The 20,962-nt window shown below is 72.1% G+C and carries 17 protein-coding genes; 8 read left to right on the forward strand and 9 right to left on the reverse strand.

The features are described from left to right. Positions 1-6 precede the first annotated feature (6 nt). The 3 genes from KBY47_RS10615 (at position 7) to KBY47_RS10625 (ending at position 5,321) form a co-directional block, all read left to right on the forward strand. Positions 7-1,752 carry a dolichyl-phosphate-mannose--protein mannosyltransferase gene (locus KBY47_RS10615; RefSeq protein ID WP_210920769.1) on the forward strand — a complete coding sequence of 582 codons (1,746 nt, stop codon included), beginning with the start codon at positions 7-9 and terminating at the stop codon, positions 1,750-1,752. A 135-nt stretch (positions 1,753-1,887) separates the two neighbouring features. Beyond that, positions 1,888-3,516 (forward strand): penicillin-binding transpeptidase domain-containing protein, encoded by a 1,629-nt coding sequence (locus tag KBY47_RS10620; protein WP_210920770.1) that lies wholly within the window; start codon positions 1,888-1,890, stop codon positions 3,514-3,516. A 119-nt stretch (positions 3,517-3,635) separates the two neighbouring features. Then, positions 3,636-5,321, forward strand: a complete 1,686-nt coding sequence (locus KBY47_RS10625; protein WP_210920771.1) for a penicillin-binding transpeptidase domain-containing protein — start codon at positions 3,636-3,638, stop codon at positions 5,319-5,321. Here KBY47_RS10625 and KBY47_RS10630 read toward each other — a convergent pair. Further along, on the reverse strand, positions 5,305-5,676 hold the full coding sequence (locus KBY47_RS10630; protein WP_210920772.1) for an SsgA family sporulation/cell division regulator: 372 nt from the start codon (positions 5,674-5,676) through the stop codon (positions 5,305-5,307). The two genes, KBY47_RS10625 and KBY47_RS10630, sit on opposite strands and share 17 nt — an antisense overlap. 161 nt (positions 5,677-5,837) lie before the next feature. Here KBY47_RS10630 and KBY47_RS10635 point away from each other — a divergent pair, with 161 nt between their 5' ends. The 4 genes from KBY47_RS10635 to KBY47_RS10650 all read left to right on the forward strand — a co-directional run bounded on the left by KBY47_RS10635 (position 5,838) and on the right by KBY47_RS10650 (position 9,699). Continuing rightward, positions 5,838-6,905, forward strand: coding sequence for an energy-coupling factor ABC transporter permease (locus tag KBY47_RS10635; RefSeq protein ID WP_210920773.1), 1,068 nt, complete (start codon positions 5,838-5,840; stop codon positions 6,903-6,905). Between the two features lies 1 nt (position 6,906). Then, positions 6,907-7,668, forward strand: a complete 762-nt coding sequence (gene cbiQ, locus KBY47_RS10640; protein ID WP_210920774.1) for a cobalt ECF transporter T component CbiQ — start codon at positions 6,907-6,909, stop codon at positions 7,666-7,668. Next, on the forward strand, positions 7,656-8,429 hold the full coding sequence (locus KBY47_RS10645) for an energy-coupling factor ABC transporter ATP-binding protein (protein WP_210920775.1): 774 nt from the start codon (positions 7,656-7,658) through the stop codon (positions 8,427-8,429). The genes cbiQ and KBY47_RS10645 overlap by 13 nt, the downstream gene beginning before the upstream one ends. A gap of 91 nt (positions 8,430-8,520) precedes the next feature. Then, entirely contained in the window at positions 8,521-9,699 is a 1,179-nt protein-coding gene (locus KBY47_RS10650; protein ID WP_210920860.1) for a serine hydrolase domain-containing protein, read from the forward strand. Positions 9,700-9,756: 57 nt separating this feature from the next. On the opposite strand, the gene KBY47_RS10655 is transcribed toward KBY47_RS10650, so the two are convergent. The 4 genes from KBY47_RS10655 to KBY47_RS10670 all read right to left on the reverse strand — a co-directional run bounded on the left by KBY47_RS10655 (position 9,757) and on the right by KBY47_RS10670 (position 13,751). Next, positions 9,757-10,035, reverse strand: a complete 279-nt coding sequence (locus tag KBY47_RS10655) for a DUF1876 domain-containing protein (RefSeq protein WP_210920776.1) — start codon at positions 10,033-10,035, stop codon at positions 9,757-9,759. A 95-nt stretch (positions 10,036-10,130) separates the two neighbouring features. Further along, entirely contained in the window at positions 10,131-10,619 is a 489-nt protein-coding gene (locus KBY47_RS10660) for a YbaK/EbsC family protein (RefSeq protein ID WP_210920777.1), read from the reverse strand. 190 nt (positions 10,620-10,809) lie between these two features. Beyond that, a complete protein-coding gene (locus KBY47_RS10665) occupies positions 10,810-13,026 on the reverse strand; it encodes an MMPL family transporter (RefSeq protein ID WP_210920861.1) in 2,217 nt (738 codons plus the stop codon). Between the two features lie 125 nt (positions 13,027-13,151). Beyond that, on the reverse strand, positions 13,152-13,751 hold the full coding sequence (locus KBY47_RS10670) for a TetR/AcrR family transcriptional regulator (RefSeq protein ID WP_210920778.1): 600 nt from the start codon (positions 13,749-13,751) through the stop codon (positions 13,152-13,154). 192 nt (positions 13,752-13,943) lie between these two features. On the opposite strand from KBY47_RS10670, the gene KBY47_RS10675 reads away from it, so the two are divergent. Further along, positions 13,944-17,180 carry a S41 family peptidase gene (locus tag KBY47_RS10675; protein ID WP_210920779.1) on the forward strand — a complete coding sequence of 1,079 codons (3,237 nt, stop codon included), beginning with the start codon at positions 13,944-13,946 and terminating at the stop codon, positions 17,178-17,180. A gap of 72 nt (positions 17,181-17,252) precedes the next feature. Here KBY47_RS10675 and KBY47_RS10680 read toward each other — a convergent pair whose 3' ends face one another. From KBY47_RS10680 to KBY47_RS10695, 4 genes are all read right to left on the reverse strand, one after another. Beyond that, positions 17,253-17,456, reverse strand: a complete 204-nt coding sequence (locus KBY47_RS10680; protein ID WP_210920780.1) for a hypothetical protein — start codon at positions 17,454-17,456, stop codon at positions 17,253-17,255. A gap of 86 nt (positions 17,457-17,542) precedes the next feature. Beyond that, positions 17,543-18,427 (reverse strand): SDR family oxidoreductase, encoded by an 885-nt coding sequence (locus KBY47_RS10685; protein ID WP_210920781.1) that lies wholly within the window; start codon positions 18,425-18,427, stop codon positions 17,543-17,545. Continuing rightward, complete coding sequence (locus tag KBY47_RS10690; protein WP_210920782.1) at positions 18,424-19,341, reverse strand: alpha/beta fold hydrolase; 918 nt, start codon at positions 19,339-19,341, stop codon at positions 18,424-18,426. The genes KBY47_RS10685 and KBY47_RS10690 overlap by 4 nt, the downstream gene beginning before the upstream one ends. Then, positions 19,338-20,855, reverse strand: a complete 1,518-nt coding sequence (locus KBY47_RS10695; RefSeq protein ID WP_210920783.1) for an NAD(P)/FAD-dependent oxidoreductase — start codon at positions 20,853-20,855, stop codon at positions 19,338-19,340. Before KBY47_RS10695 ends, KBY47_RS10690 begins: the two co-directional genes overlap by 4 nt. Positions 20,856-20,962: the final 107 nt, after the last annotated feature.

Below are 20,962 nucleotides of genomic sequence, written 5' to 3' on the forward strand. Positions count from 1 at the left end.
GGCGCGGTGACCAGTACCGCGTCCTCCACGGACACCCGGCAGGACCAGGCCCCGCACGAGCGGCGGACGCCGTGGCAGCAGCGGCTGCGCCGTTTCGGTTACCGACCGGCCCGCCCGCGCGGCGACGTCAGGGACCGTCTGGTGCCGCCGTACGCCGCGCCGGGACCGCGGCTGTGGGCGACGCTCGGTGTGCGGCACATGCTGGCCGGGCGGATCACCCGCTGGTCGGGGTGGCTCGGTCCGCTGCTGGTGACGCTGTTCGCTGGGGTGCTGCGGTTCTGGAACCTGGGCAGCCCGAAGGCGGTGATATTCGACGAGACGTACTACGCGAAGGACGCGTGGGCGCTCATCCACCGCGGCTTCGAGGTCAACTGGGACAAGAACGCCAACGACCTGATCCTCTCCTCGGGGGGCAATGTCCCGATCCCGACGGACGCGGCGTACGTGGTGCACCCGCCGGTCGGGAAGTACGTCATCGGGCTCGGCGAGCTGGTCTTCGGGTTCGAGCCGTTCGGCTGGCGTTTCATGCCCGCCCTCCTCGGCACCCTCTCCGTGCTCCTGCTGTGCCGGATCGGGCGGCGGATGTTCCGCTCCACGTTCCTGGGCTGTCTGGCGGGCGCGCTGCTGGCGCTGGACGGGCTGCACTTCGTGATGAGCCGGACCGCGCTGCTGGACAGCGTGCTGATGTTCTTCGTGCTGGCGGCGTTCGGCTGTCTGCTGGTCGACCGGGACCGGGCGCGCGAGCGGCTCGCGGCTGCGCTGCCGGTGGACGCGGACGGCCGGGTCCGCCCGGACGCGCACGTGGCGGAGACCACCCGGCTCGGGTGGCGTCCGTGGCGCTGGGCGGCGGGTCTGATGATGGGCCTGGCGGTCGGCACCAAGTGGAACGGCCTGTACGTGCTGGCCGCGTTCTGTGTGATGGCGGTGCTGTGGGACGTCGGCGCCCGGCGGGTGGCGGGGGCCCACCGCCCGTACACGGCGGTCGTGAAGCGCGATCTGGGCCTGGCGTTCCTCGCCACCGTCCCGGTCGCGGTGTTCACCTACTTCGCGTCCTGGATCGGCTGGATCCTCTCCCCGTCGGACGGCTCCGGCGGCTACTACCGCGACTGGGCCACCGCGAACGGCCGCGGCAGCGACTGGAGCTGGCTGTTCCCGGACTGGTGGCTGAGCCTGTGGCACTACGAGAACCAGGTGTACGACTTCCACGTCGGCCTGTCCTCACCGCACACCTACGAGTCGAACCCGTGGAGCTGGCTGGTCCTGGGCCGCCCGGTGTCGTACTTCTACGAGTCCCCCGAGCCCGGCACGGACGGCTGTCCGCTGGACGCGGGCGAGAAGTGCGCGCGCGAGGTGCTGGCGCTGGGCACCCCGGTGCTGTGGTGGGCGGCCTGTTTCGCCCTGCTGTACGTGCTGTGGCGCTGGTTCTTCCGGCGCGACTGGCGGGCGGGCGCGATCGCCTGCGGCATCGCGGCGGGCTATCTGCCGTGGTTCCTGTACCAGGAGCGCACGATCTTCTTCTTCTACGCCGACGTCTTCGTGCCGTTCCTCTGCCTGGCCCTGGCTATGCTGATCGGCGCCCTGCTCGGCCCACCCACGGCCCGCGACACCCGCCGGGTCGCGGGCGCGGCGGGCGCGGGGGTGCTGGTGCTGCTGATCGCCTGGAACTTCATCTACTTCTACCCCCTGTATACCGGCATCGCCATCCCGATCGATGACTGGCGTTCACGGATGTGGCTGGATACATGGGTCTGATCCGGTATCCGGCCAGGTGAAGGGGTTTCCGGATCTCCATTCGGACAACATCCGGGCACAGAGCAGAACACCGCTCACCATCCGTCCCTCCCGCCCCATACAGTCGAAGGTCCGCAATCGGGAGGGGACCGTGCCATGCGCAGGGGGGTCAAAGCTGCCGTCGTGGGCAGTGTGTTCGCCGTGATGCTCGGGGGGGCCGGGTACGGCGCGTTCAACTTCGTGTCCGCGTTGGGCGATGACGGCGGGTCGGGGTCCGGCTCGCAGGCGGAGGTCAAGAGCGGGCCGCCGAGCGCGGCGGAGGTCGAGGAGACCACGCGGGAGTTCTTCGCGGCCTGGCAGCAGGGCGACGGGGCGAAGGCGGCGTCGTTCACGGACAACGCGGCCGAGGCCGAGCCGGTGCTGACCTCCTTCGGGCAGGCCGCGCACATCGGGGACGTGAAGATCACGCCGGGTGCCGCGGTGGGTGACACCGTGCCCTTCTCGGTCAAGGCGACCGTGTCGTACGACGGGAAGAGCGAGAAGCTGGCGTACGACAGCGAGCTGAGCGTCGTGCGGGGCGTCACCACCGGGCGGGCGCTGGTCGACTGGGAGCCCTCCGTCGTCCACCCGGAACTGGGCGACGGAGACACCCTGGTCACCGAGGAGTCCGCGAACCCTCCGATCGAGGCCGTCGACCGGAACGGCACCGTGCTGACGAAGGAGAAGTACCCCTCCCTCGGCCCGATCCTCGACGAGCTGCGCGCCAAGTACGGCGACAGCGCGGGCGGCACGCCCGGCGTCGAGCTGGCCGTCCGGCACACCGCGAGCGGCGCCGCCGACACCCCGCTGCTGACGCTCTCCGAGGGCGAGCCGGGCCAGCTGCGCACCACGCTCAGCGCGACCGCGCAGGCGGCGGCCGAGAAGGCGGTCGAGAGCTACGACGAGTCGTCGGTGGTGGCGGTCAAGCCGAGCACCGGTGAGGTGCTGGCGGTCGCGAACAACCGTGCGGACGGCTTCAACGCCGCCTTCCTGGGCAAGCTGGCCCCCGGCTCCACCATGAAGATCGTCAGCGCGGCCACCCTCATCGACAACGGGATCACCTCGATGAACGGCCCGGCGCCCTGCCCGAACGAGGCGGTGTGGCAGAGCCAGACCTTCCACAACCTCACCGGCATGACCCCGAACGAGAACGCCACCCTCTCCGAGAGCTTCGCCCGCTCCTGCAACACGGCCTTCGTGAAGTACGCCGACGAGGTGCGGGTCGACTCCCTCACCAAGGAGGCCGAGGAGCGCTTCGGGCTCGGCAAGGACAACTGGAAGGTCGGCATCCCCTCCTTCGACGGCTCGGTCCCCGCGTCCGGCGGCCCCGACACCGCGGCCAACATGATCGGCCAGGGCCAGGTGCAGATGAGCCCGCTGAACATGGCGTCCGTCACCGCCACCGCGATCACCGGCACCTTCCGGCAGCCGGTGATCGTCCCGCAGAGCCTCGACGACCGCCCGCTGGCCCAGGCACGCGGCCTGGACTCCGGGACCGTGCAGCAGCTGCGCGCCATGATGAACCGCACCGCGACCAGCGGCAGCGCGGCCGGGGTGATGACCGGGATGACCGGCAGCTTCGGCGCGAAGACCGGCTCGGCCGAGGTCGACGGCCAGGAGGTGGCCAACAGCTGGTTCACCGGCTACCGCGACGACATCGCCGCCGCCGCGATGAGCCAGCAGGGCGGCCGCGGCGGCGAGGCCGCGGGCCCGATCGTGGCCGCCGTACTGCGTGCGGGCGGCTGAAACCGAACGGTCGCCGCGCCGCGTCACCCCTGTCGGACGGGACTCTAGGGTGGTGCCGTCGTTGGGGAGTACAGGCCGGTCGCGGGGGGGCCAGCGAGAGCACGGAGGAACGGGTAACTGTGGGCACGAGAAGGCGCGTCGCCGAGCGACGGAGGACGAGACGGCCCGCCGTCGTCGGCGGGCTGGTCGCCGCCGCGGTCGTGGGGGGCGCCGGGATCGCCGCCTGGGCGCTGCTGGGCGGATCCGACGACAAGTCCGCCGCGACCGTCGCCGCCGGTGAGAAGGCGGCCGTCAAGTCCGGCCCGCTGACGGCGGCCGAGGTCGACTCGGCCGCACGTGCCTTCCTCACCGCCTGGCAGCGGGGCGACGCCGACGAGGCCGCGGCCGCCACCGACGACCCCGAGGCGGCCGGGCCGCTGCTGACCGGCTACGCCAAGGACGCCCGCATCAAGGACGTCACCCTCACCCCGGGCACCCGCGCGGGCGACCGGCTGCCGTTCTCCGTCAAGGCCACGGTGGCCTACGACGACCTCAGCAAGCCGCTGACGTACGACAGCGCGCTGACCGTCGTACGCGCGAAGGCGGACGGCGAACCGGTGGTCGACTGGTCGCCCGCCGTGCTGCACCCGGAGCTGCGGGACGGCGACCGGCTGGTGACCGGGGAGGCGGGGACACCTCCGGTGACCGCGCTGGACCGGGACGGCGGTGAGCTGACCACCGAGGCGTACCCGTCGCTGGGCCCCGTCCTGGACGGCCTGCGCGAGAAGTACGGCAAGACGGCGGGCGGCGAGGCGGGCGTCGAGCTGCGGGTGGTGCGCGGCAAGGCGGCCAAGGACGACGACAAGGACGCCGAGCCGGCCGACAAGACACTGCTGGAGCTGAGCGAGGGCACCCCGGGCGAGGTGAGGACCACGCTGAGCCCGTCCCTCCAGAAGGCGGCCGAGCAGCAGGTCGCGGGCCGGGACCGGGCGTCGGTGGTGGTGCTGCGCCCGTCGACGGGCGAGATCCTCGCGGCGGCGAACTCCTCCGCCGGTTTCAACACCGCCTTCCAGGGCTCCCTCGCCCCCGGCTCCACCATGAAGGTCATCTCCGCGTCGCTGCTGCTGGAGAAGGGGCTGGCGGCGAACGACAAGGCGCACCCCTGCCCGAAGTACTTCACGTACGGCGGCTGGAAGTTCCAGAACGACGACAAGTTCCAGATCGACGACGGCACCTTCAAGGCCAGCTTCGCGCGTTCCTGCAACACCGCCTTCATCAGTCAGGCGCCCAAGCTGAAGGACGACGACCTCACCAGGCAGGCGCAGCAGGTGTTCGGGCTCGGCCTGGACGACTGGGCGGTGGGCGTGCCCACCTTCGACGGGGCGGTGCCGGTGACGTCGAACGCCCCGATGGGCGCCGCGCTGATCGGGCAGGGCCTGGTGCGGATGAACCCGCTGAACATGGCGTCGGTCTCGGCGACCGTGAAGGCGGGGACCTTCCACCAGCCGTATCTGGTGTCACCGTCGGTGGACGGGCGCAAGCTCGCCACCGCCTCGCGCACGATGTCCGCGGGGACGCTGGGCCAGCTGCGGGAGCTGATGTCGTACACGGCCGCCTACGGCACCGCGGCGGAGGCGATGGCCGGGGTCACCGGCGATGTCGGCGCGAAGACCGGTTCGGCGGAGGTCGACAACCAGAAGAAGCCCAACGGCTGGTTCACCGCCTACCGGGGCGACCTGGCCGCGGCGGCGGTGGTGCAGTCGGCCGGGCACGGCGGGGACACCGCCGGCCCGATCGTGGCGGCGCTGCTCAGGCAGGGCGGCTGACCGGCGTGGCGGCCGGGGCCGCCAGGTAGGTGCGGCGCAGGAAGCGCATCAGGGTCTTGGACTCGAGCTGCACGACCGAGGTCCCCTTGGCCGTGTGGAACTCCACGACGGCCTGCACCCGGCCGCACGGCCACACCCGGATCTCACCGCTCCCGGCGGGGGCGCGCAGCCCCTGCTCCAGCAGGGCGCGGGGGAGGGTCCATTCGTGTGGTCCGGGCAGGCCTATCCGTACCGAGCGGGGGTCGCGGTCGGGGTCGTAGCGCAGGACGACCGGTATGGCGCCGCGGCCCGTCTGCACCTGGTCGTCCGTGTCCGTGACGATCTGGGCTCGTGCGTACTCTTCGACTACAGACATCGGACGGCCCCTAACGCTGAGCGACCTATGCGAAAGATAAGAATCCGCTTCCACTCCAATGTCCCACATCTTCCGGATTACACCCGTCGGGATACCCGCGGGCGAGATAACGACCACCTCGCTCTTGCAAGCCGTTCGCATTAAGCCCTTATCATCGACGCGTGCATGTACCTGACGGATTCATCGACGCCCCCACCTCCGTCGCCACCGGCGTGATCGCCGCGGGCGCCGTCGCCGTGTCACTGCGCGGCGCGCGCCGGGAGCTGGACGAGCGGACGGCGCCGCTGGCCGGGCTGGTGGCCGCGTTCGTCTTCGCCGTGCAGATGCTGAACTTCCCGGTCGCCGCCGGGACCAGCGGGCATCTGCTGGGCGGCGCGCTGGCCGCGATACTCGTGGGCCCCTACACCGGGGTCCTGTGCGTCTCCGTCGTCCTGCTGATGCAGGGCATCCTCTTCGCCGACGGCGGCCTGACCGCCCTCGGCGTGAACATCACCAACATGGCGATCGTCACCACCGTCGTCGCCTACGCCCTCTTCCGCGGCCTGGTGAAGGTGCTGCCGCGCACCCGCCGTACCGTCACCGTCGCCTCCTTCGTCGCCGCGCTCGTCTCGGTGCCCGCCTCGGCGCTCGCGTTCACCGCCATGTACGCGGTCGGCGGCACCACCGACGTCTCGATCGGCAAGGTCGCCACCGCCATGGTCGGCGTGCATGTGCTCATCGGCCTCGGCGAGGCCGTCATCACCGCCCTGACGGTCGGCGCGGTCATCGCCGTACGCCCGGACCTGGTGTACGGGGCGCGCGGGCTGACGCGGCGGCTGAAGCTGCGCGTGCACGGCGAACTCGTCGACGCCCCGGCCGCCGAGCCGGAGCCGGTCCCCGTCGCCGCCCGCTCCCCGCGCCGGGTGTGGATCGCCGGGCTGGTCACCTCCCTGGTGCTCGCCGGGTTCGTCAGCTTCTACGCCTCCGCCGACCCGGACGGCCTGGAGAAGGTCGCCTCCGACAACGGCATCGACGAGAAGGCCGAGGACCACGGCCTCGCCGACTCCCCGCTCGCCGACTACGGCGTCAAGGACGTCGACGACGCCCGGCTCTCCGGCGGCCTCGCGGGCGTGATCGGCGTCGGTCTCACCGTCGTCGCGGGCACGGGCGTGTTCTGGGCGGTGCGCAGGCGCCGCTCCGACCAGGCGTCCCCCACCGACACCTCGCCCGCCAGCACCACGAGCGTCTGACATGGCCGCGGGGCACGCGCACAAGCTGTACCGGCACGGGCACTCCCCCGTGCACGGACTGCCGCCGCACACCAAGCTGGCCGCCGCGTTCGCCTTCGTGATCGTCGTGGTGTCCACACCACGGGAGGCGATGTGGGCGTTCGCCCTGTACGCCGTGCTGCTCGCCGGGGTGGCGTGGGCGGCGCGCGTGCCGCCCGGCTTCCTGCTGAAACGGCTGCTGATCGAGGTGCCGTTCGTGGCGTTCGCGGTGCTGCTGCCGTTCGTGGCGGAGGGCGAGCGCGTGGAGGTGCTCGGCATGTCGCTGAGCGTCAGCGGACTGTGGGGCGCCTGGAACGTGCTCACCAAGGGCACCCTCGGCGTCGCCACCTCCGTCCTGCTGGCCTCCACCACCGAACTGCGCGAACTGCTCCTCGGCCTCCAGCGACTGAGGCTGCCCCCGCTGCTGGTGCAGATCGCCTCCTTCATGATCCGCTACGGCGATGTCATCACCGACGAGATGCGGCGGATGCGGATCGCCCGTGAGTCGCGCGGCTTCGAGGCGCGTGGGATACGTCACTGGGGTGTGCTCGCCAAGTCGGCGGGCGCGCTGTTCATCCGCTCCTACGAGCGCGGCGAGCGCGTGCACCTGGCCATGGTGAGCCGGGGGTACGCCGGTTCGATGCCGGTCATCGACGAGGTGACCGCCTCGCGAGCCCAGTGGTCCCACGCCTTCGCCCTGCCGGTCGCCGCGCTCGTCGTATGTCTGCTGGGATGGACCCTGTGACCGCACCCGAACCGCCCCCGTCCCTCGAGGTCTCCGGCCTCGCCTTCGCCTATCCGGACGGCCACCAGGCCCTGTTCGGCGTGGACTTCCAAGTCGGGCGCGGCGAACGGGTCGCGCTGCTCGGCCCGAACGGCGCCGGGAAGACCACCCTGGTGCTGCACCTCAACGGCATCCTCGGCGGCGGCACCGGGTCGGTGACGGTGGCCGGGCTGCCGGTCGGCAGGAAGCACATGGCGGAGATCCGGCAGAAGGTCGGCATCGTCTTCCAGGACCCGGACGACCAGCTGTTCATGCCGACCGTGCGGGAGGACGTGGCGTTCGGCCCGGCCGCGGCCGGACTGAAGGGTGCCGAACTCCAGGCACGGGTGGAGGAGGCGCTGACGCGGGTCGGGATGGCGGAGTTCATGGACCGGCCGCCGCACCACCTGTCCTTCGGGCAGCGGCGCCGGGTGGCGGTCGCCACGGTGCTGGCGATGGAACCCGAGATCCTCGTCCTGGACGAGCCGTCCTCCAACCTCGACCCGGCCTCCCGCCGTGAACTGGCCGACATCCTGCGCTCGTTGGACGTCACGGTCCTGATGGTCACCCACGACCTGCCCTACGCCCTCGAACTGTGCCCCCGCTCACTGGTGCTCAGCGACGGGGTGATCGCCGCCGACGGCCCGACCGGGACGCTGCTCTCCGACGACGCCCTGATGCGGGCGCACCGTCTGGAGCTGCCGTTCGGCTTCGACCCTCGGTCGGTGCCGGCGGGCGCCTGATCCACCCCGAGGAATCGAAGGCGCGGCGCCCGTGTTCCACTCACTGTCGCAGGCGGGTCGAGAGAAGTGGAGTACGGACGTGAACGCGGACGTGGAGGTGCACGGCACCGTCGCCGACGGCTTCGAGCCGGTCAGGGAAGCGTTCGCCGCGAACTTCCGGACGCTGGGCGACCGCGGCGCCGCCGTCGCCGTCTACCGGGACGGCCACCGCGTCGTCGACCTGTGGGGCGGCACCAAGGACGTCGACGGCACCCTGCCCTGGGAGCGCGGCACCGCGCAGATCGTGCGCTCCGCGACCAAGGGCGTCGCCGCCGCCGTACTCCTGCTGCTGCACCAGCGCGGCGAGCTGGACCTGGACGCGCCGGTCGGTGAGTGGTGGCCCGAGTTCAAGGCGGCGGGCAAGGAGCGGACGCTGGTGCGTGACCTGCTCGCACACCGCGCCGGAGTGCCCGTCCTGGACCGGCCGCTCACCCCCGCCGAGGCCGCCGACCCCGACCTGGGAGCCGCGGCGGTCGCCGCGCAGGCGCCCGCGTGGGAGCCGGGCACCGACCACGGGTACCACGCGCAGACCTACAGCTGGCTCACCGGCGAGCTGGTCCGCCGGGTCACCGGACGGCCCGTCGGCGACTGGATCGCCGACGAGATCGCCGCGCCGCTCGGCGCCGACCTCTGGCTCGGGCTGCCCGATACGGTCGCCTCCCGCGCGGGCCGGGTGGGCCCCGTCACCGCGCCCGCCGCGTCCGGCGCGCTGCGGACCCGGCCCAAGCGTGCCGTCGTCGACGCCTACGCCGACCCGGACTCCCTCACCAGCCGCGCCTTCGCCGCGATCACCCCGGTGCCCGACGAGAACGACCCCGGCTACCGCGCCGCCGCCCTGCCCGCCTCCAACGGCGTCGCCACCGCCGACGGGCTCGCCCGCTTCTACGCCGCCCTGATCGGCGACGTCGACGGCGGGACCCGGCTGTTCACCCCCCGCACCGTCGAGCTGGCGCGCGCCGAACGGGCCGCGGGCGCCGACCGCGTCCTCGTCGTCCACACCCGCTTCGGCCTCGGCTACATGCTGCACGGCGCCGCCTCCCCGCTGCTCTCCCCCGCCTCCTTCGGCCACCCCGGCCGCGGCGGCGCCCTCGGCTTCGCCGACCCCGAATCCGGAATCGCCTTCGGCTATGTGACCAACGGCTTCCGCACGAGCGTGACGGCGGACTCGCGGGCCCAGGCCCTGGTACGGGCGGTGCGCACCGCGATCACCCAGGAGCAGGGGCGGTCCTGAGCAGGCGCGGCCCGGAGGACCGGGTCCGCCCGGCCCTCCGAACCGCACCGCGCCTTCCTATACGTGAATGGGGTGGGAGGTCCGGCCGGACGCCGCGTCGATCTCGTCGTGCGCCTTGGTGAGCAGCTGCATCGCGAGTTCGTTGAGCGCGCGGGCACCGGCGATCTCCTCGCCGACCCTTGGCTGATTGGAGTCGGTGTGGTGCCTGGTGGCACTGCCGTGGGCCCGCACCTCGGACCCGTCGGGCAGGCGCACCAGCGCGGCTGCCTTCGTCCGCTGGTCGTCCTCCTGGAACTCCAGCTCGACATGCCATCCCACAGTGGTGTGCATCGTCATGACGGTCACCTCCGGAATACCTGCTTCCAGGGTGCCCCCCAGCCCCGCGGGACGCACCTATGAGCACGGGATTCGGGAACGCCGCGACGAGGGGGTCACTGCGTGGGCTCGCGTACGTCCACGAGGATGCCGCCCGCGTGGGCGATCAGCTCCTTGGGCTCCATCGGGAAGACGGAGTACGGGGTCCCGGCCGCCGCCCAGATCACGTCGTGGGCGAGGAGGGAGCGGTCGGCGAGTACGCGGGTGCGGGTGCGGTGGCCGAAGGGGGGAACGCCTCCGATGGCGTACCCGGTGGCCTCGCGGACGACGTCGGCCTTGGCCCGGGTCACCTTCTGGGCGCCCAGCTCGGCCCGGACCCGCTCCACGTCGACGCGGGAGGCGCCGTCCATGAGCACCAGGACCGGTTCGCCGTCGGCGGCGAAGATCAGTGACTTGCAGATCTGGCTCAACTCGCACCCGATCGCCGCGGCGGCCTCGGCCGCGGTGCGCGTGGCCTCCGGGAAGCTCCGGACCCGCGCGCCCACCTCCCCGAGGCCCAGCTCGTCGAGCGCGGCGGCGAAACGGGGGCTGGCTCCATTGGTCATGCCGGGCACGGTAGCGGTGCGTGTACGGGGCATGCGAGCGGATTCCGCGCGCCCGGCCCGGGAGCGGCTACCCGCCCCTTCCCCAAGAGACCCCTCCCCCAGGAAACCCTCCCCGGAAAAGGAGGAAGCCGGTGAGGGCGCCCCGTCCCCACGGAACCCTCACCGGCTGGTCTCTCTCAGCGGCGGTACGTCAGGCGCGTACCAGCTCCTTGTCGTCGTCGCGGTCGGCGTCCCTGTCCGACAGCGCGCGCAGGCCCTCGCCCTCGACGTCCACGTTCGGCATGACGCGGTCCAGCCACTTCGGCAGCCACCAGGCCTTGCGGCCCAGGAGCGCCAGGACGGCCGGGACGATCGCCATGCGGACCACGAACGCGTCGAAGAGGACCGCGATCGCGAGGCCGAAGCCGATCATCTTGACCATGGAGTCGCTGGAGCCGATGAACCCGGAGAAGACGGCCATCATGATCACCGCGGCGGCGGTGACGACGCGCGCCCCGTACTTGAAGCCGGTCACCACGGCCTGTCCGGGCTGCTCGCCGTGGATGTAGGCCTCGCGCATCCGGGTCACGAGGAAGACCTCGTAGTCCATGGCCAGTCCGAAGACCACGCCGACCATGAAGATCGGCATCATCGACATGATCGGGCCGGTCTCCTCGACGCCCATCAGGCCCGACAGCCAGCCCCACTGGAAGACCGCGACCACCGCGCCCAGCGCCGCCATCACGCTGAGCAGGAAGCCGAGCGCCGCCTTCAGCGGGACCAGGATCGACCGGAAGACCACGATCAGCAGCAGGAACGCCAGGCCGACCACCAGGATCAGATACGGCACCAGCGCGTCGTTCAGCTTCTGGGAGATGTCGATGTTCATCGCCGTCGTGCCGGTGACCAGCACCTCCGCGCCGGTGTCGGCCTGGATGTCGGCACCGGTGTCACGCATGGCGTGCACCAGGTCCTCGGTGATGGTCGAGGAGGGCTTGGAGTCGGGGATCACGGTGATCGTCGCGGTGTCGCCCGCCTTGTTGGGCGCGGCCGGGGTCGCCGTCACGACGCCTTCCAGGCCGCCCATCTTCTCGGACACGTCGTCGAAGACACCCGTCGCGTCCTCGCTGCCCTTGGCGTCGACGACGACCATCAGCGGACCGTTGAAGCCGGGCCCGAAGCCCTCGGAGAGCAGGTCGTAGGCGCGGCGCTGGGTGGTGGACGTCGGCTGCGAGCCGTCGTCGGGCAGGCCCAGCTCCAGGGAGGCGGCCGGGACGGCGGCGGCACCGAGGCCGATCACACCGAGCAGCAGGACAGCGACCGGGCGGCGTACCACGAAGCTGGCCCAGCGGGTGCCCATGTTGGCCTTGCCCGGCTGCTTCGGGGTGCGCCCGCCGCCGAGCAGCTTGCTCTTCTCGCCCGCGGGACGGACCTTGCGGCCCGCGTAGCCGAGCAGCGCGGGGATCATGGTGAGGGCGATCAGTACGGCGATGGCGACGGTGCCCGCCGCCGCGATGCCCATCTTGGTCAGCATCGGGATGTTGACGACCGACAGGCCGACCAGGGCGATGACGACGGTCAGGCCCGCGAAGACCACCGCGGAGCCCGCGGTGCCGACGGCACGCCCGGCCGCCTCCTCGCGCTCCCGGCCCTCGGCGAGTTCGGCCCGGTAGCGGGAGACGATGAACAGCGCGTAGTCGATGCCGACCGCGAGGCCGATCATCGAGGCCAGGATGGAGGTGGTGGAGCCGAGGTCCAGGGTGCTGGCCAGCGCGGTGATCGAGGAGACGCCGATGCCGACGCCGATGATCGCGGTGAGCAGCGGCAGCCCGGCGGCGAGCAGCGAGCCGAAGGTGATGACGAGGACGACCGCGGCGACGGCGATGCCGATGATCTCGCCGGTGCCGGTGTGCGGCACGGCCTGGAGGGCGTCACCGCCGATCTCGACGGTCAGACCGGTGTCCCGGGCGTCCGCGGCGGCCTGCTCCAGGGCGTCCTTGGTGGAGTCCTCCAGCTCCATGCCGGAGACGTCGTACCTGACCTGGGCGTAGGCGACCGTGCCGTCCTCGCTGACGGCGTTCGCCTGGTACGGGTCGGCGACGGACTCGACCTCGGAGCCGTCGGACAGCTCCGAGACCGCCTTCTCGACGGTGGCCTTGTGCTCCGCGTCGGTCATCTTCTCGCCCTCGGGGGCCTTGAAGACGACCCGGGCGGTGGCGCCGTCGGCGCTCATCCCGGGGAACCGTTCCTCCAGCAGGTCGAAGGCCTTCTGGGCCTCGGTGCCGGGGATCGAGAACGAGGTGCTCCCGGGGGTGGGGGCGCTTGCCGCGCCGACGCCGGCGAGCGTCAGCAGCGCCACCCAGATCAGGGCGACGAAATGCCGTCGCCGGAAGGCGAGCCGGCCGAGTTTGTAGAGGAACGTGGCCACGAGGGCGTACTCCCGGTCAGGTCGTGGGATGTTCGGGGCAGGGGTGATCAGCACGGTGGGGAGCGTGGCTGATCGGCCCGACGACGTGAGCGGTTCGCGTCAGGTGGTAACGGAAGAGGTGGTGCTCAGGTGGTCGGGACGCCGAGAGCGGGGAGGATCACGGCGTCTACGTACGAGATGAGGAAGTCCTGCGTCGGCGGCAGTTCGTCGATCAGGGTCCGGGTCACGAACGCGCCGAGCATCATGTGCACGACGTACCCGGTCGCCGGGTTGTCCGGGCGGACCTCGCCCCGGTCGACGGCGCGCGCCAGCACCCGGTGGAACTCCTCCAGCTCGGGCTCGATCAGGAACTCCCTGAAGGCCCGCAGCAGGTCGGGGTTGCCGTGCATCGCCATGGCCAGGCCCCGCATCAGCGCGGCGTTCTGCTCGATCTGGCCGTCGTCCTCACGGGTCACCAGCGCGATGAAGTCGCCCCGCAGGGACCCGGTGTCGAAGTCGGCGAGGCTGCCCGGCTTCAGGCACCGGATCGCCTTCGCCACCAGCTCGGCCTTGCCGCCCCACTGGCGGTAGAGCGTGGCCTTGCTGGACCGGGTGCGGGTGGCCACGGCGTCCATGGTGAGGGCGTCGTAGCCGACCTCCCGGAGCAGGTCGAGCACGGCGCCGTACAGCTCGGCCTCGCGCTCGGGTGTGAGGCGACTGCGGCGCGCGGTCGCGACCTCCGTCATCTCTCTCACCTCTCCACTCCGACAGCTCCGTGCCGAACGACACGGTTTCGTACACGTCGAGAGTAGCCCAGACCACGAGCGAAACGAAACGGTTTCGTACGTGGCGTGGATCACTCCTCGGACACACCTCCGACCGCGTGCCCCGAAAGTCACGACTTGCCCCGCCTACTCCCCCGGAAAAGCATGGGGAGGGTGAGCTATCTGCGCCTGCCCCACATCAGCGGTGACCTGCTCTGCTTCGTCGCCGAGGACGACCTCTGGCTGACCTCCCTGGACGGTCCGGGCCGCGCCTGGCGGCTCACCGTCGACCGCGCCAAGACCGGCCCGCCCCGTTTCTCCCCCGACGGCCGCCACCTCGCGTACACGAGCTGGCGGAGCCTCGCCCCCGAGATCCACCTGGTCCCGGTGGACGGCGGCACCGCCCGCCGCCTCACCTACTGGGGCAGCTACGACACCGAGGTCCGCGGCTGGACCCCGGACGGCGAGATCCTCGCCGTCGCCTCCCACGGCGAACCCTTCTCCCACTTCACATGGGCCTACAAGCTCACCCCCGACGGCGACCCCGGCCGCAAACTCCCCTGGGGCCCGGTCACCGACATCCAGGTCGCCGACCTCGACGGCGAACGCAGGACACTGCTGCTCACCGGCACCCCGCCGCACGAACCCGCCGCCTGGAAGCGCTACCGCGGCGGCGCCACGGGCCGCCTCTGGCTGCACGGCGAACGGCTCCTCCAAGGCATCGGCGGCCATCTGGCCTGCCCCATGCTGGTCGGCGGCCGGGTCGCCTTCCTCTCCGACCACGAGGGCGTCGGCAACCTCTACTCCTGCGCCCACGACGGCTCCGACCTGCGCCGCCACACCGACCACGACGCCTTCTACGCCCGGCACGCCGCCAGCGACGGCACCCGGGTCGTCTACCAGTGCGCGGGCGACCTGTGGATCGTCGACGACCTGACCGCGGGCTCCGAGCCGCGCCGCCTCGACGTCACGCTCAGCGGACCGCGCGCCGGACGGCGCCCCTACCAGGTGCCCGCCACCCAGCACGTCGACGGCATCTCCGTCGACGAGACCGGACGGGCCAGCGCCGTCGTCGTACGCGGCAGCCTCTACTGGCTCACCCACCGCGACGGCCCCGCCCGCACCCTCACCGACGCCCCCGGCGTCCGGGTCCGGCTGCCCGTGATGCTCGGACCGTCCGGGCAGGTGGCGTACGTGACGGACGCGGAGGGCGAGGACGCCGTCGAGATCGCCTACCTGCCGCGCGCCACCGGCGACCGCGAGCCCCGGCGGCTGGCGGCGGGCGAACTGGGCCGGGTCCTGGAGCTGGTGTCCGACCCGGCGGGCGAACGGCTCGCCCTCGCCGCGCACGACGGGCGGCTGCTGCTGATGGACGCCACCGAGGACTCCAACGGCGAGGTCACCGAGCTGGTACGGTCCGCCAACGGGCCCGTGCGCGACCTCGCCTTCTCCCCCGACGGGGCCTGGCTGACCTGGTCGCACCCCGGGATCGGCCGGACCCTGCGGCAGATCAGGATGGCCCGCATCAAGGACCGGTTCGTCATCGAGGTCACCGACGGCCGCTTCGAGGACGAGAACCCGGTCTTCACCTCCGACGGCCGCTACCTCGCCTTCCTCTCCTGGCGCGGCTTCGACCCGGTGTACGACGTCCACACCGGCGACCTGTCCTTCCCGCTGGGCTGCCGCCCCTACCTGGTACCGCTGTCGTCGGCGACCCCGTCCCCGTTCGCCCTCAGCCCCGACGGGCGGCCCGCGGCCGGGGGCCTGGACCCGGTGGCGGACGCGGCGGGCACCGGGGAGGCGGGCGCGGTCACCGTCGAGACCGAGGGCCTGGAGTGCCGGGTCACCCCGTTCCCCGTCACCGCCTCCAAGTACTCGGCGCTGCACCCGGTCGCGGGCGGCGGCCTGGTCTGGCTGCGCTGGCCGATCTCCGGCGCGCTCGGCGAGACCTTCGCCAACCCCGACGACACCACCGGGCGCCCCACCCTCGAACACTTCGGCATCACCAAGGCCAAGCGGACCGAACTCGTCGGCCACCTCGACTGGTTCGCCGTCAGCGGCGACGGCTCCCGGCTGGTCGTCGTCGACGAGGGCGAACTGCGCGCCGTCCCGGCGACGGAGTCCGGAGACAGCGACAGCACCGTCTGGATCGACGTACGCCGCATCCTGCACGAGGTCGACCCCGGCGCGGAATGGCGGCAGTCCTACGAGGAGGCCGGGCGGCTCATCCGCGCCTACTTCTGGGAGCCGGGGATGTGCGGCATCGACTGGGACGCGGTGCTCGCGCAGTACCGGCCGCTGGTCGAACGGGTCGCCTCCCCCGACGAGTTCGCCGACCTGCTGCGCGAGGTGCTGGGCGAGCTGGGCACCTCGCACGCGTACGTCACCCCCGCCCGCCGCAACGAGGGACCACCGCACTACCAGCGCTGGCAGGGCCTGCTCGGCGCCAACTTCGTGCGCCGCGACGGCCAGTGGACGGTCCGGCGCATCCTGCCCGGCGACTCCTCCGACTCCAAGGCCCGCTCCCCGCTCGCCGGTTCCGGCATCCGGGCGGGCGCCGTCCTCACCCATGTCGACGGGCGGCCCGTGGACCCGGTCACCGGGCCCTACCCGCTGCTCGCGGGCGCGGGCGGTACGACCGTGGAGCTGACCTTCACCCCGGCGGAGGGCACCGCGGGCCGCTCCCGCCGGGTCGCCGTCGTCCCCCTGGTCGACGAACGCCCCCTGCGCTACCAGGACTGGGTCGCCAAACGCCGGGAGGTGGTCCGGGAGTTGAGCGGCGGCCGGTGCGGCTATCTGCACATCCCCGACATGGGCGGCTCCGGCTGGGCGCAGTTCAACCGCGACCTGCGGATGGAGGTGTCCCGGCCCGCGCTCATCGTGGACGTGCGCGGCAACGCGGGCGGCCACATCAGTGAACTCGTCGTCGAGAAGCTCACCCGCACCATCCTGGGCTGGGACCTCACCCGCCACTCCCAGCCGGTGTCGTACACCTCCAACGCGCCGCGCGGGCCGGTCGTGGCGCTCGCCGACGAGGCCACCTCGTCCGACGGCGACATGATCACCGCCGCGTTCAAGCTGCTGGGGCTGGGGCCGGTGGTCGGGCAGCGCACCTGGGGCGGGGTCGTCGGCATGACCGGGCGGCACCGCCTCGGCGACGGCACGGTGATCACGGTGCCGATGAACGCCGCCTGGTTCGACGCCTACGGCTGGTCCGTGGAGAACGAGGGTGTCGACCCCGACGTGGCGGCCCTGCGCACCCCCCTGGACTGGGCCGAGGGCCGCTACGCCCAGCTCGACGACGCCGTACGGCTCGCCCTGGAACTGCTGGAGAAGCACCCCGCCGCGACCCCGCCCGACTACAGCGCCGTACCGGACCGTTCGCGGCCGGTGCTGCCGCCGCGAGCATGAGAACGGGGGCATGAGAACAGGGGTGCTCCCTCGCGGGGGCACCCCTGTCGCTCGGCTCAGGCCGGGCCGACGTCAGACGTCGTAGTCCTGGTCGAAGCGCTCCTCGTCCTCACGGTCCTGACGGGGCCGCTCGGTGCCCGGACGCATGTGCTCGGGCTGCTCGCCCTGCTGGCGGCCGCGCTGCTGCTGGGACCGCTCGCGGGTCTCCTGCATCTTGTCCTTCGCCTGCTGCTGCCACTGCTCGGCCTGGTCCTGGAACTTGTCCTTCATACCCATGTGGGTTCACTCCTGTGATGAATGAGGTTGTTGGGCCTCGTGGGCCCAACTCAGATTCACACGGGCCGTGACCCTGCGCATGTCGATCACTTACGGTGCGTAGCCCTTGCCTGTTCGTCGGCGGCGCCGCCCGCCCCGACCAGCCCCGTACGCATCCCGTCCAGCCGGTCCGCGAACCGCCGCATCTCGCGCTGGCCCACCGTCCCGATCAACGCGGGCAGATACCCGCGCACGCCCTGCATGCCGCGCAGCCACCACTGCCCGTACACATGGCTGGACCGCCGCTCGATCCCGGCGACGATCCGGTCCACCGCCGGACCCAGCGGATAGGTCTTGTTCGACGGCCACGGCAGCCGCTGCCGCAGCTCCCGCATCACGTCCAGCTGGTCCGCGCCGCGCACCATGTCCGTGTCCGTCCACGACAGGTACGCCACCCCCACCCGTACGCCCTTGTAGCCGACCTCGGCGCGCAGACTGTGCGCGTACGCCTCCACACCGGACTTGGAGGCGCAGTACGCCGTCATCATCGGCGCCGGGGTGATCGCGGCGAGGGACGCGATCTGGAGCAGATATCCCCGGCTCGCGGCGAGCAGCGGCAGGAAGGCGCGGGCGGTGACCGCCGAGCCGATCAGGTTGACCTCGATCACCCGGCGCCAGGCCTCCGGATCGGACTCGGAGAACGGGCCGCCGGTCGCGACGCCCGCGTTGGCGACCACGATGTCGACCTTGCCGAACCGTTCCTTGACCTCACGGGCGACCTCCGCCATGGCCTCGTGGTCGGTGACGTCGGCGTGCCAGCAGTCGCTGTCGCCGTGCAGCCGCTCGGCGACCCGCTTCAGTTCGTCCGGCTCCAGGCCGACCAGCGCCACGCTCGCGCCGCGCGCCGACAGCTTGCGGGCCAGCAGCTCCCCGACACCGCGTGCGGCACCGGTGACGACCGCGACCTGCCCTTCGAGGCTCACCCTGGTCATGCGCCCTCCTTGACGTTGGCGTACGTCGTGACGAGTTCCCGTATCTTGCCGGTGACCAGCTCGGGTGCCTCCACCGGTGTCATATGGCCGAGGCCGGGCGCCTCGGTCAGCCCCACGCACCGCGGCAGCGCGGCGGCCAGCGACCGCGCGTGCACCGGCGGCGTCAGCCGGTCGGCGGTGCCGACCAGCACGGCCGTCGGCGCCCGCAGCTCCCGCACCCCGTGGTCGAGGTCGAGCAGGTCCAGTACGTTCGACCAGGCGTGGCGCACCCCGCGCGGGCAGGCGTGCACGATCCGCGCGCACGCCTCCACCATGTGCGGCGCGGAACCGGCGCCCATGGTGGCGTACTTGAGGATTCCGCGGGCCAGCGGTGTGACCGGCCCGAGGGGTGCGCGTGAGCCGAGCACCCTGCGGGTGAGCCAGGTCCGGGCCCGCCCGGCCCGCATCGGGAGCACGGTCGACTCGGCGACCAGCCGTGAAGCGCCCGTGCTGCACAGCAGGACGGCCGCGGCCCGCGCCTGGAACGCCGGGCGTGCGGCGGCGGCCAGCACGGTCATGCCGCCCATGGAGTGCCCGACAACCACCGCGCGCTCGCCGGGCGCGAGCGTCGCGTCCAGTACGGCTTCCAGGTCGTCGGCGAGGGCTTCGGTGCCGCAGGCCCGGCTGGCCGGGCTGCGTCCGTGGCCGCGCTGGTCGTAGGCGATGACGCGGTGGTCGGTGGCCAGGGCGCGGATCTGGGCCGCCCAGAACGCGGTCGAGCAGGTCCAGCCGTGGGCGAGGACGACGGCCGGCGCTCCGTCGGGGCCGTGCACCTCGACGTGCAGCCGGGCTCCGTCGGCGGAGACGGCGGTGAGTTCGCGGGCGGCGGCGGGCGGGGCGTAGGGCCCGGCGACGACATGCGTCAGACGGCTCATACGGCGGCCTCGGTCTCCGCGGCCTTCCCGGAGGTCCTGGCGACGGCCGGTCGCAGGACCTCGTACTCCGCGAGATCGACGCGCCGCGTCGCACGCCGGAACTCCGCCGTCGTACCCGGCCAGATGGTGGTGTTGCGCCCGCTGGCGTCCAGGTACCAGCTGGTGCAGCCGCCGGTCTTCCACACCGTGCGTTTCATCCGCTCCTGCACCCGGTGGTTCCAGGCGGTGACGGCGTCGGGGCGGGCGTCGAGGGCGACGCGCCCGCCGAGCACGTCCAACTGCCGCAGGTAGTCGGCGAGGTAGTTCAGCTGGGACTCGATCATCAGGATCATCGAGGAGTTCCCGAGGCCGGTGTTGGGCCCGATGATCGTCATCCAGTTGGGGAACCCGGCGGCGGACGCGCCGCGCAGCGCCTCCATGCCGCCCTTCCAGGTCTCGGCGAGGGTGCGGCCGTCGGCGCCGACGACCCGCTCGGCGATGGGCATGTCGGTGACGTGGAACCCGGTGCCGAAGACGACCACGTCGGCCTCGGTCTCGGTGCCGTCGGCGGCGACGAGGACGTTCCCGCGCACCTCGCTCAGCCCGCTGGCGACGACGTCGACATTGGGCCGCGCGAGCGCCGGGTAGTAGTCGTTGGAGAGCAGGATGCGCTTGCAGCCGATGCGGTAGTCGGGGGTGAGCTTGGCGCGCAGGGCCGGGTCCTTGATGGCGCGGGCCATGTTGCGCTTGGCCAGCTGCTCGACGAAGCCCAGCTCGCCCGGGTGCTTGGTGAAGGCCTGCACCTGCAACTCCCGGATGCCCCACAGCAGTCCGCGGCGCAGCTGGGTGGTGAAGGGCAGGTTCCGGTGCAGGGCGCGTTCGAAACCGCTGATGGGGCGGTCGACGCGGGGCATCACCCAGGGCGGGGTGCGCTGGAAGAGGGTGAGCCGGCCGACCTCGGGCTGGATGGACGGCACGATCTGGATGGCCGAGGCGCCGGTGCCGACCATGGCGACGCGCTTGCCACGCAGGTCGAGGCCGTGGTCCCAGCGGGCGGAGTGGAAGACCTCGCCGGGGAAGGAGTCGAGGCCGGGGATGTCCGGGACCTTGGGGTCGGACAGCGGCCCGGTCGCGGAGACGACGACGTCGGCGGTGAGCGACCCGGAGCTGGTCTCGATGGCCCACCGCAGCCGCTCGGCGTCCCAGGTCATCTTCTTGACCTCGGAGTTGAACCGCAGGTGCGGGCGGAGCCGGAAGGTGTCGGTGACGTGCTCCAGGTAGGCGCGGATGTGCCGCTGCCCGGAGAAGGTGCGGGGCCAGTCGGGGTTGGGAGCGAAGGAGAACGAGTACAGGTGCGAGGGCACGTCACAGGCGCACCCGGGGTAGCTGTTGTCCCGCCAGGTGCCGCCGACGCTGTCGGCCCGCTCCAGGACGACGAAGTCGGTGATCCCCTCGCGGCGCAGCCGCACGGCGGCCCCGAGTCCTCCGAACCCGGACCCGACGACGGCCACCCTTACGTGCTCGTGCTCGGCCATCCGATGCCTCCTGACCCCACTGATGCCACTGGGCAATTCCGCCAGTGAACACTGGCGCAATGGGAGCGTAAGGGAGTCGGCTACCGATGGGTAGGGGTCGGTCGCAG

This window comes from Streptomyces sp. B93 (assembly GCF_018070565.1).
GTDB lineage: Bacteria > Actinomycetota > Actinomycetes > Streptomycetales > Streptomycetaceae > Streptomyces.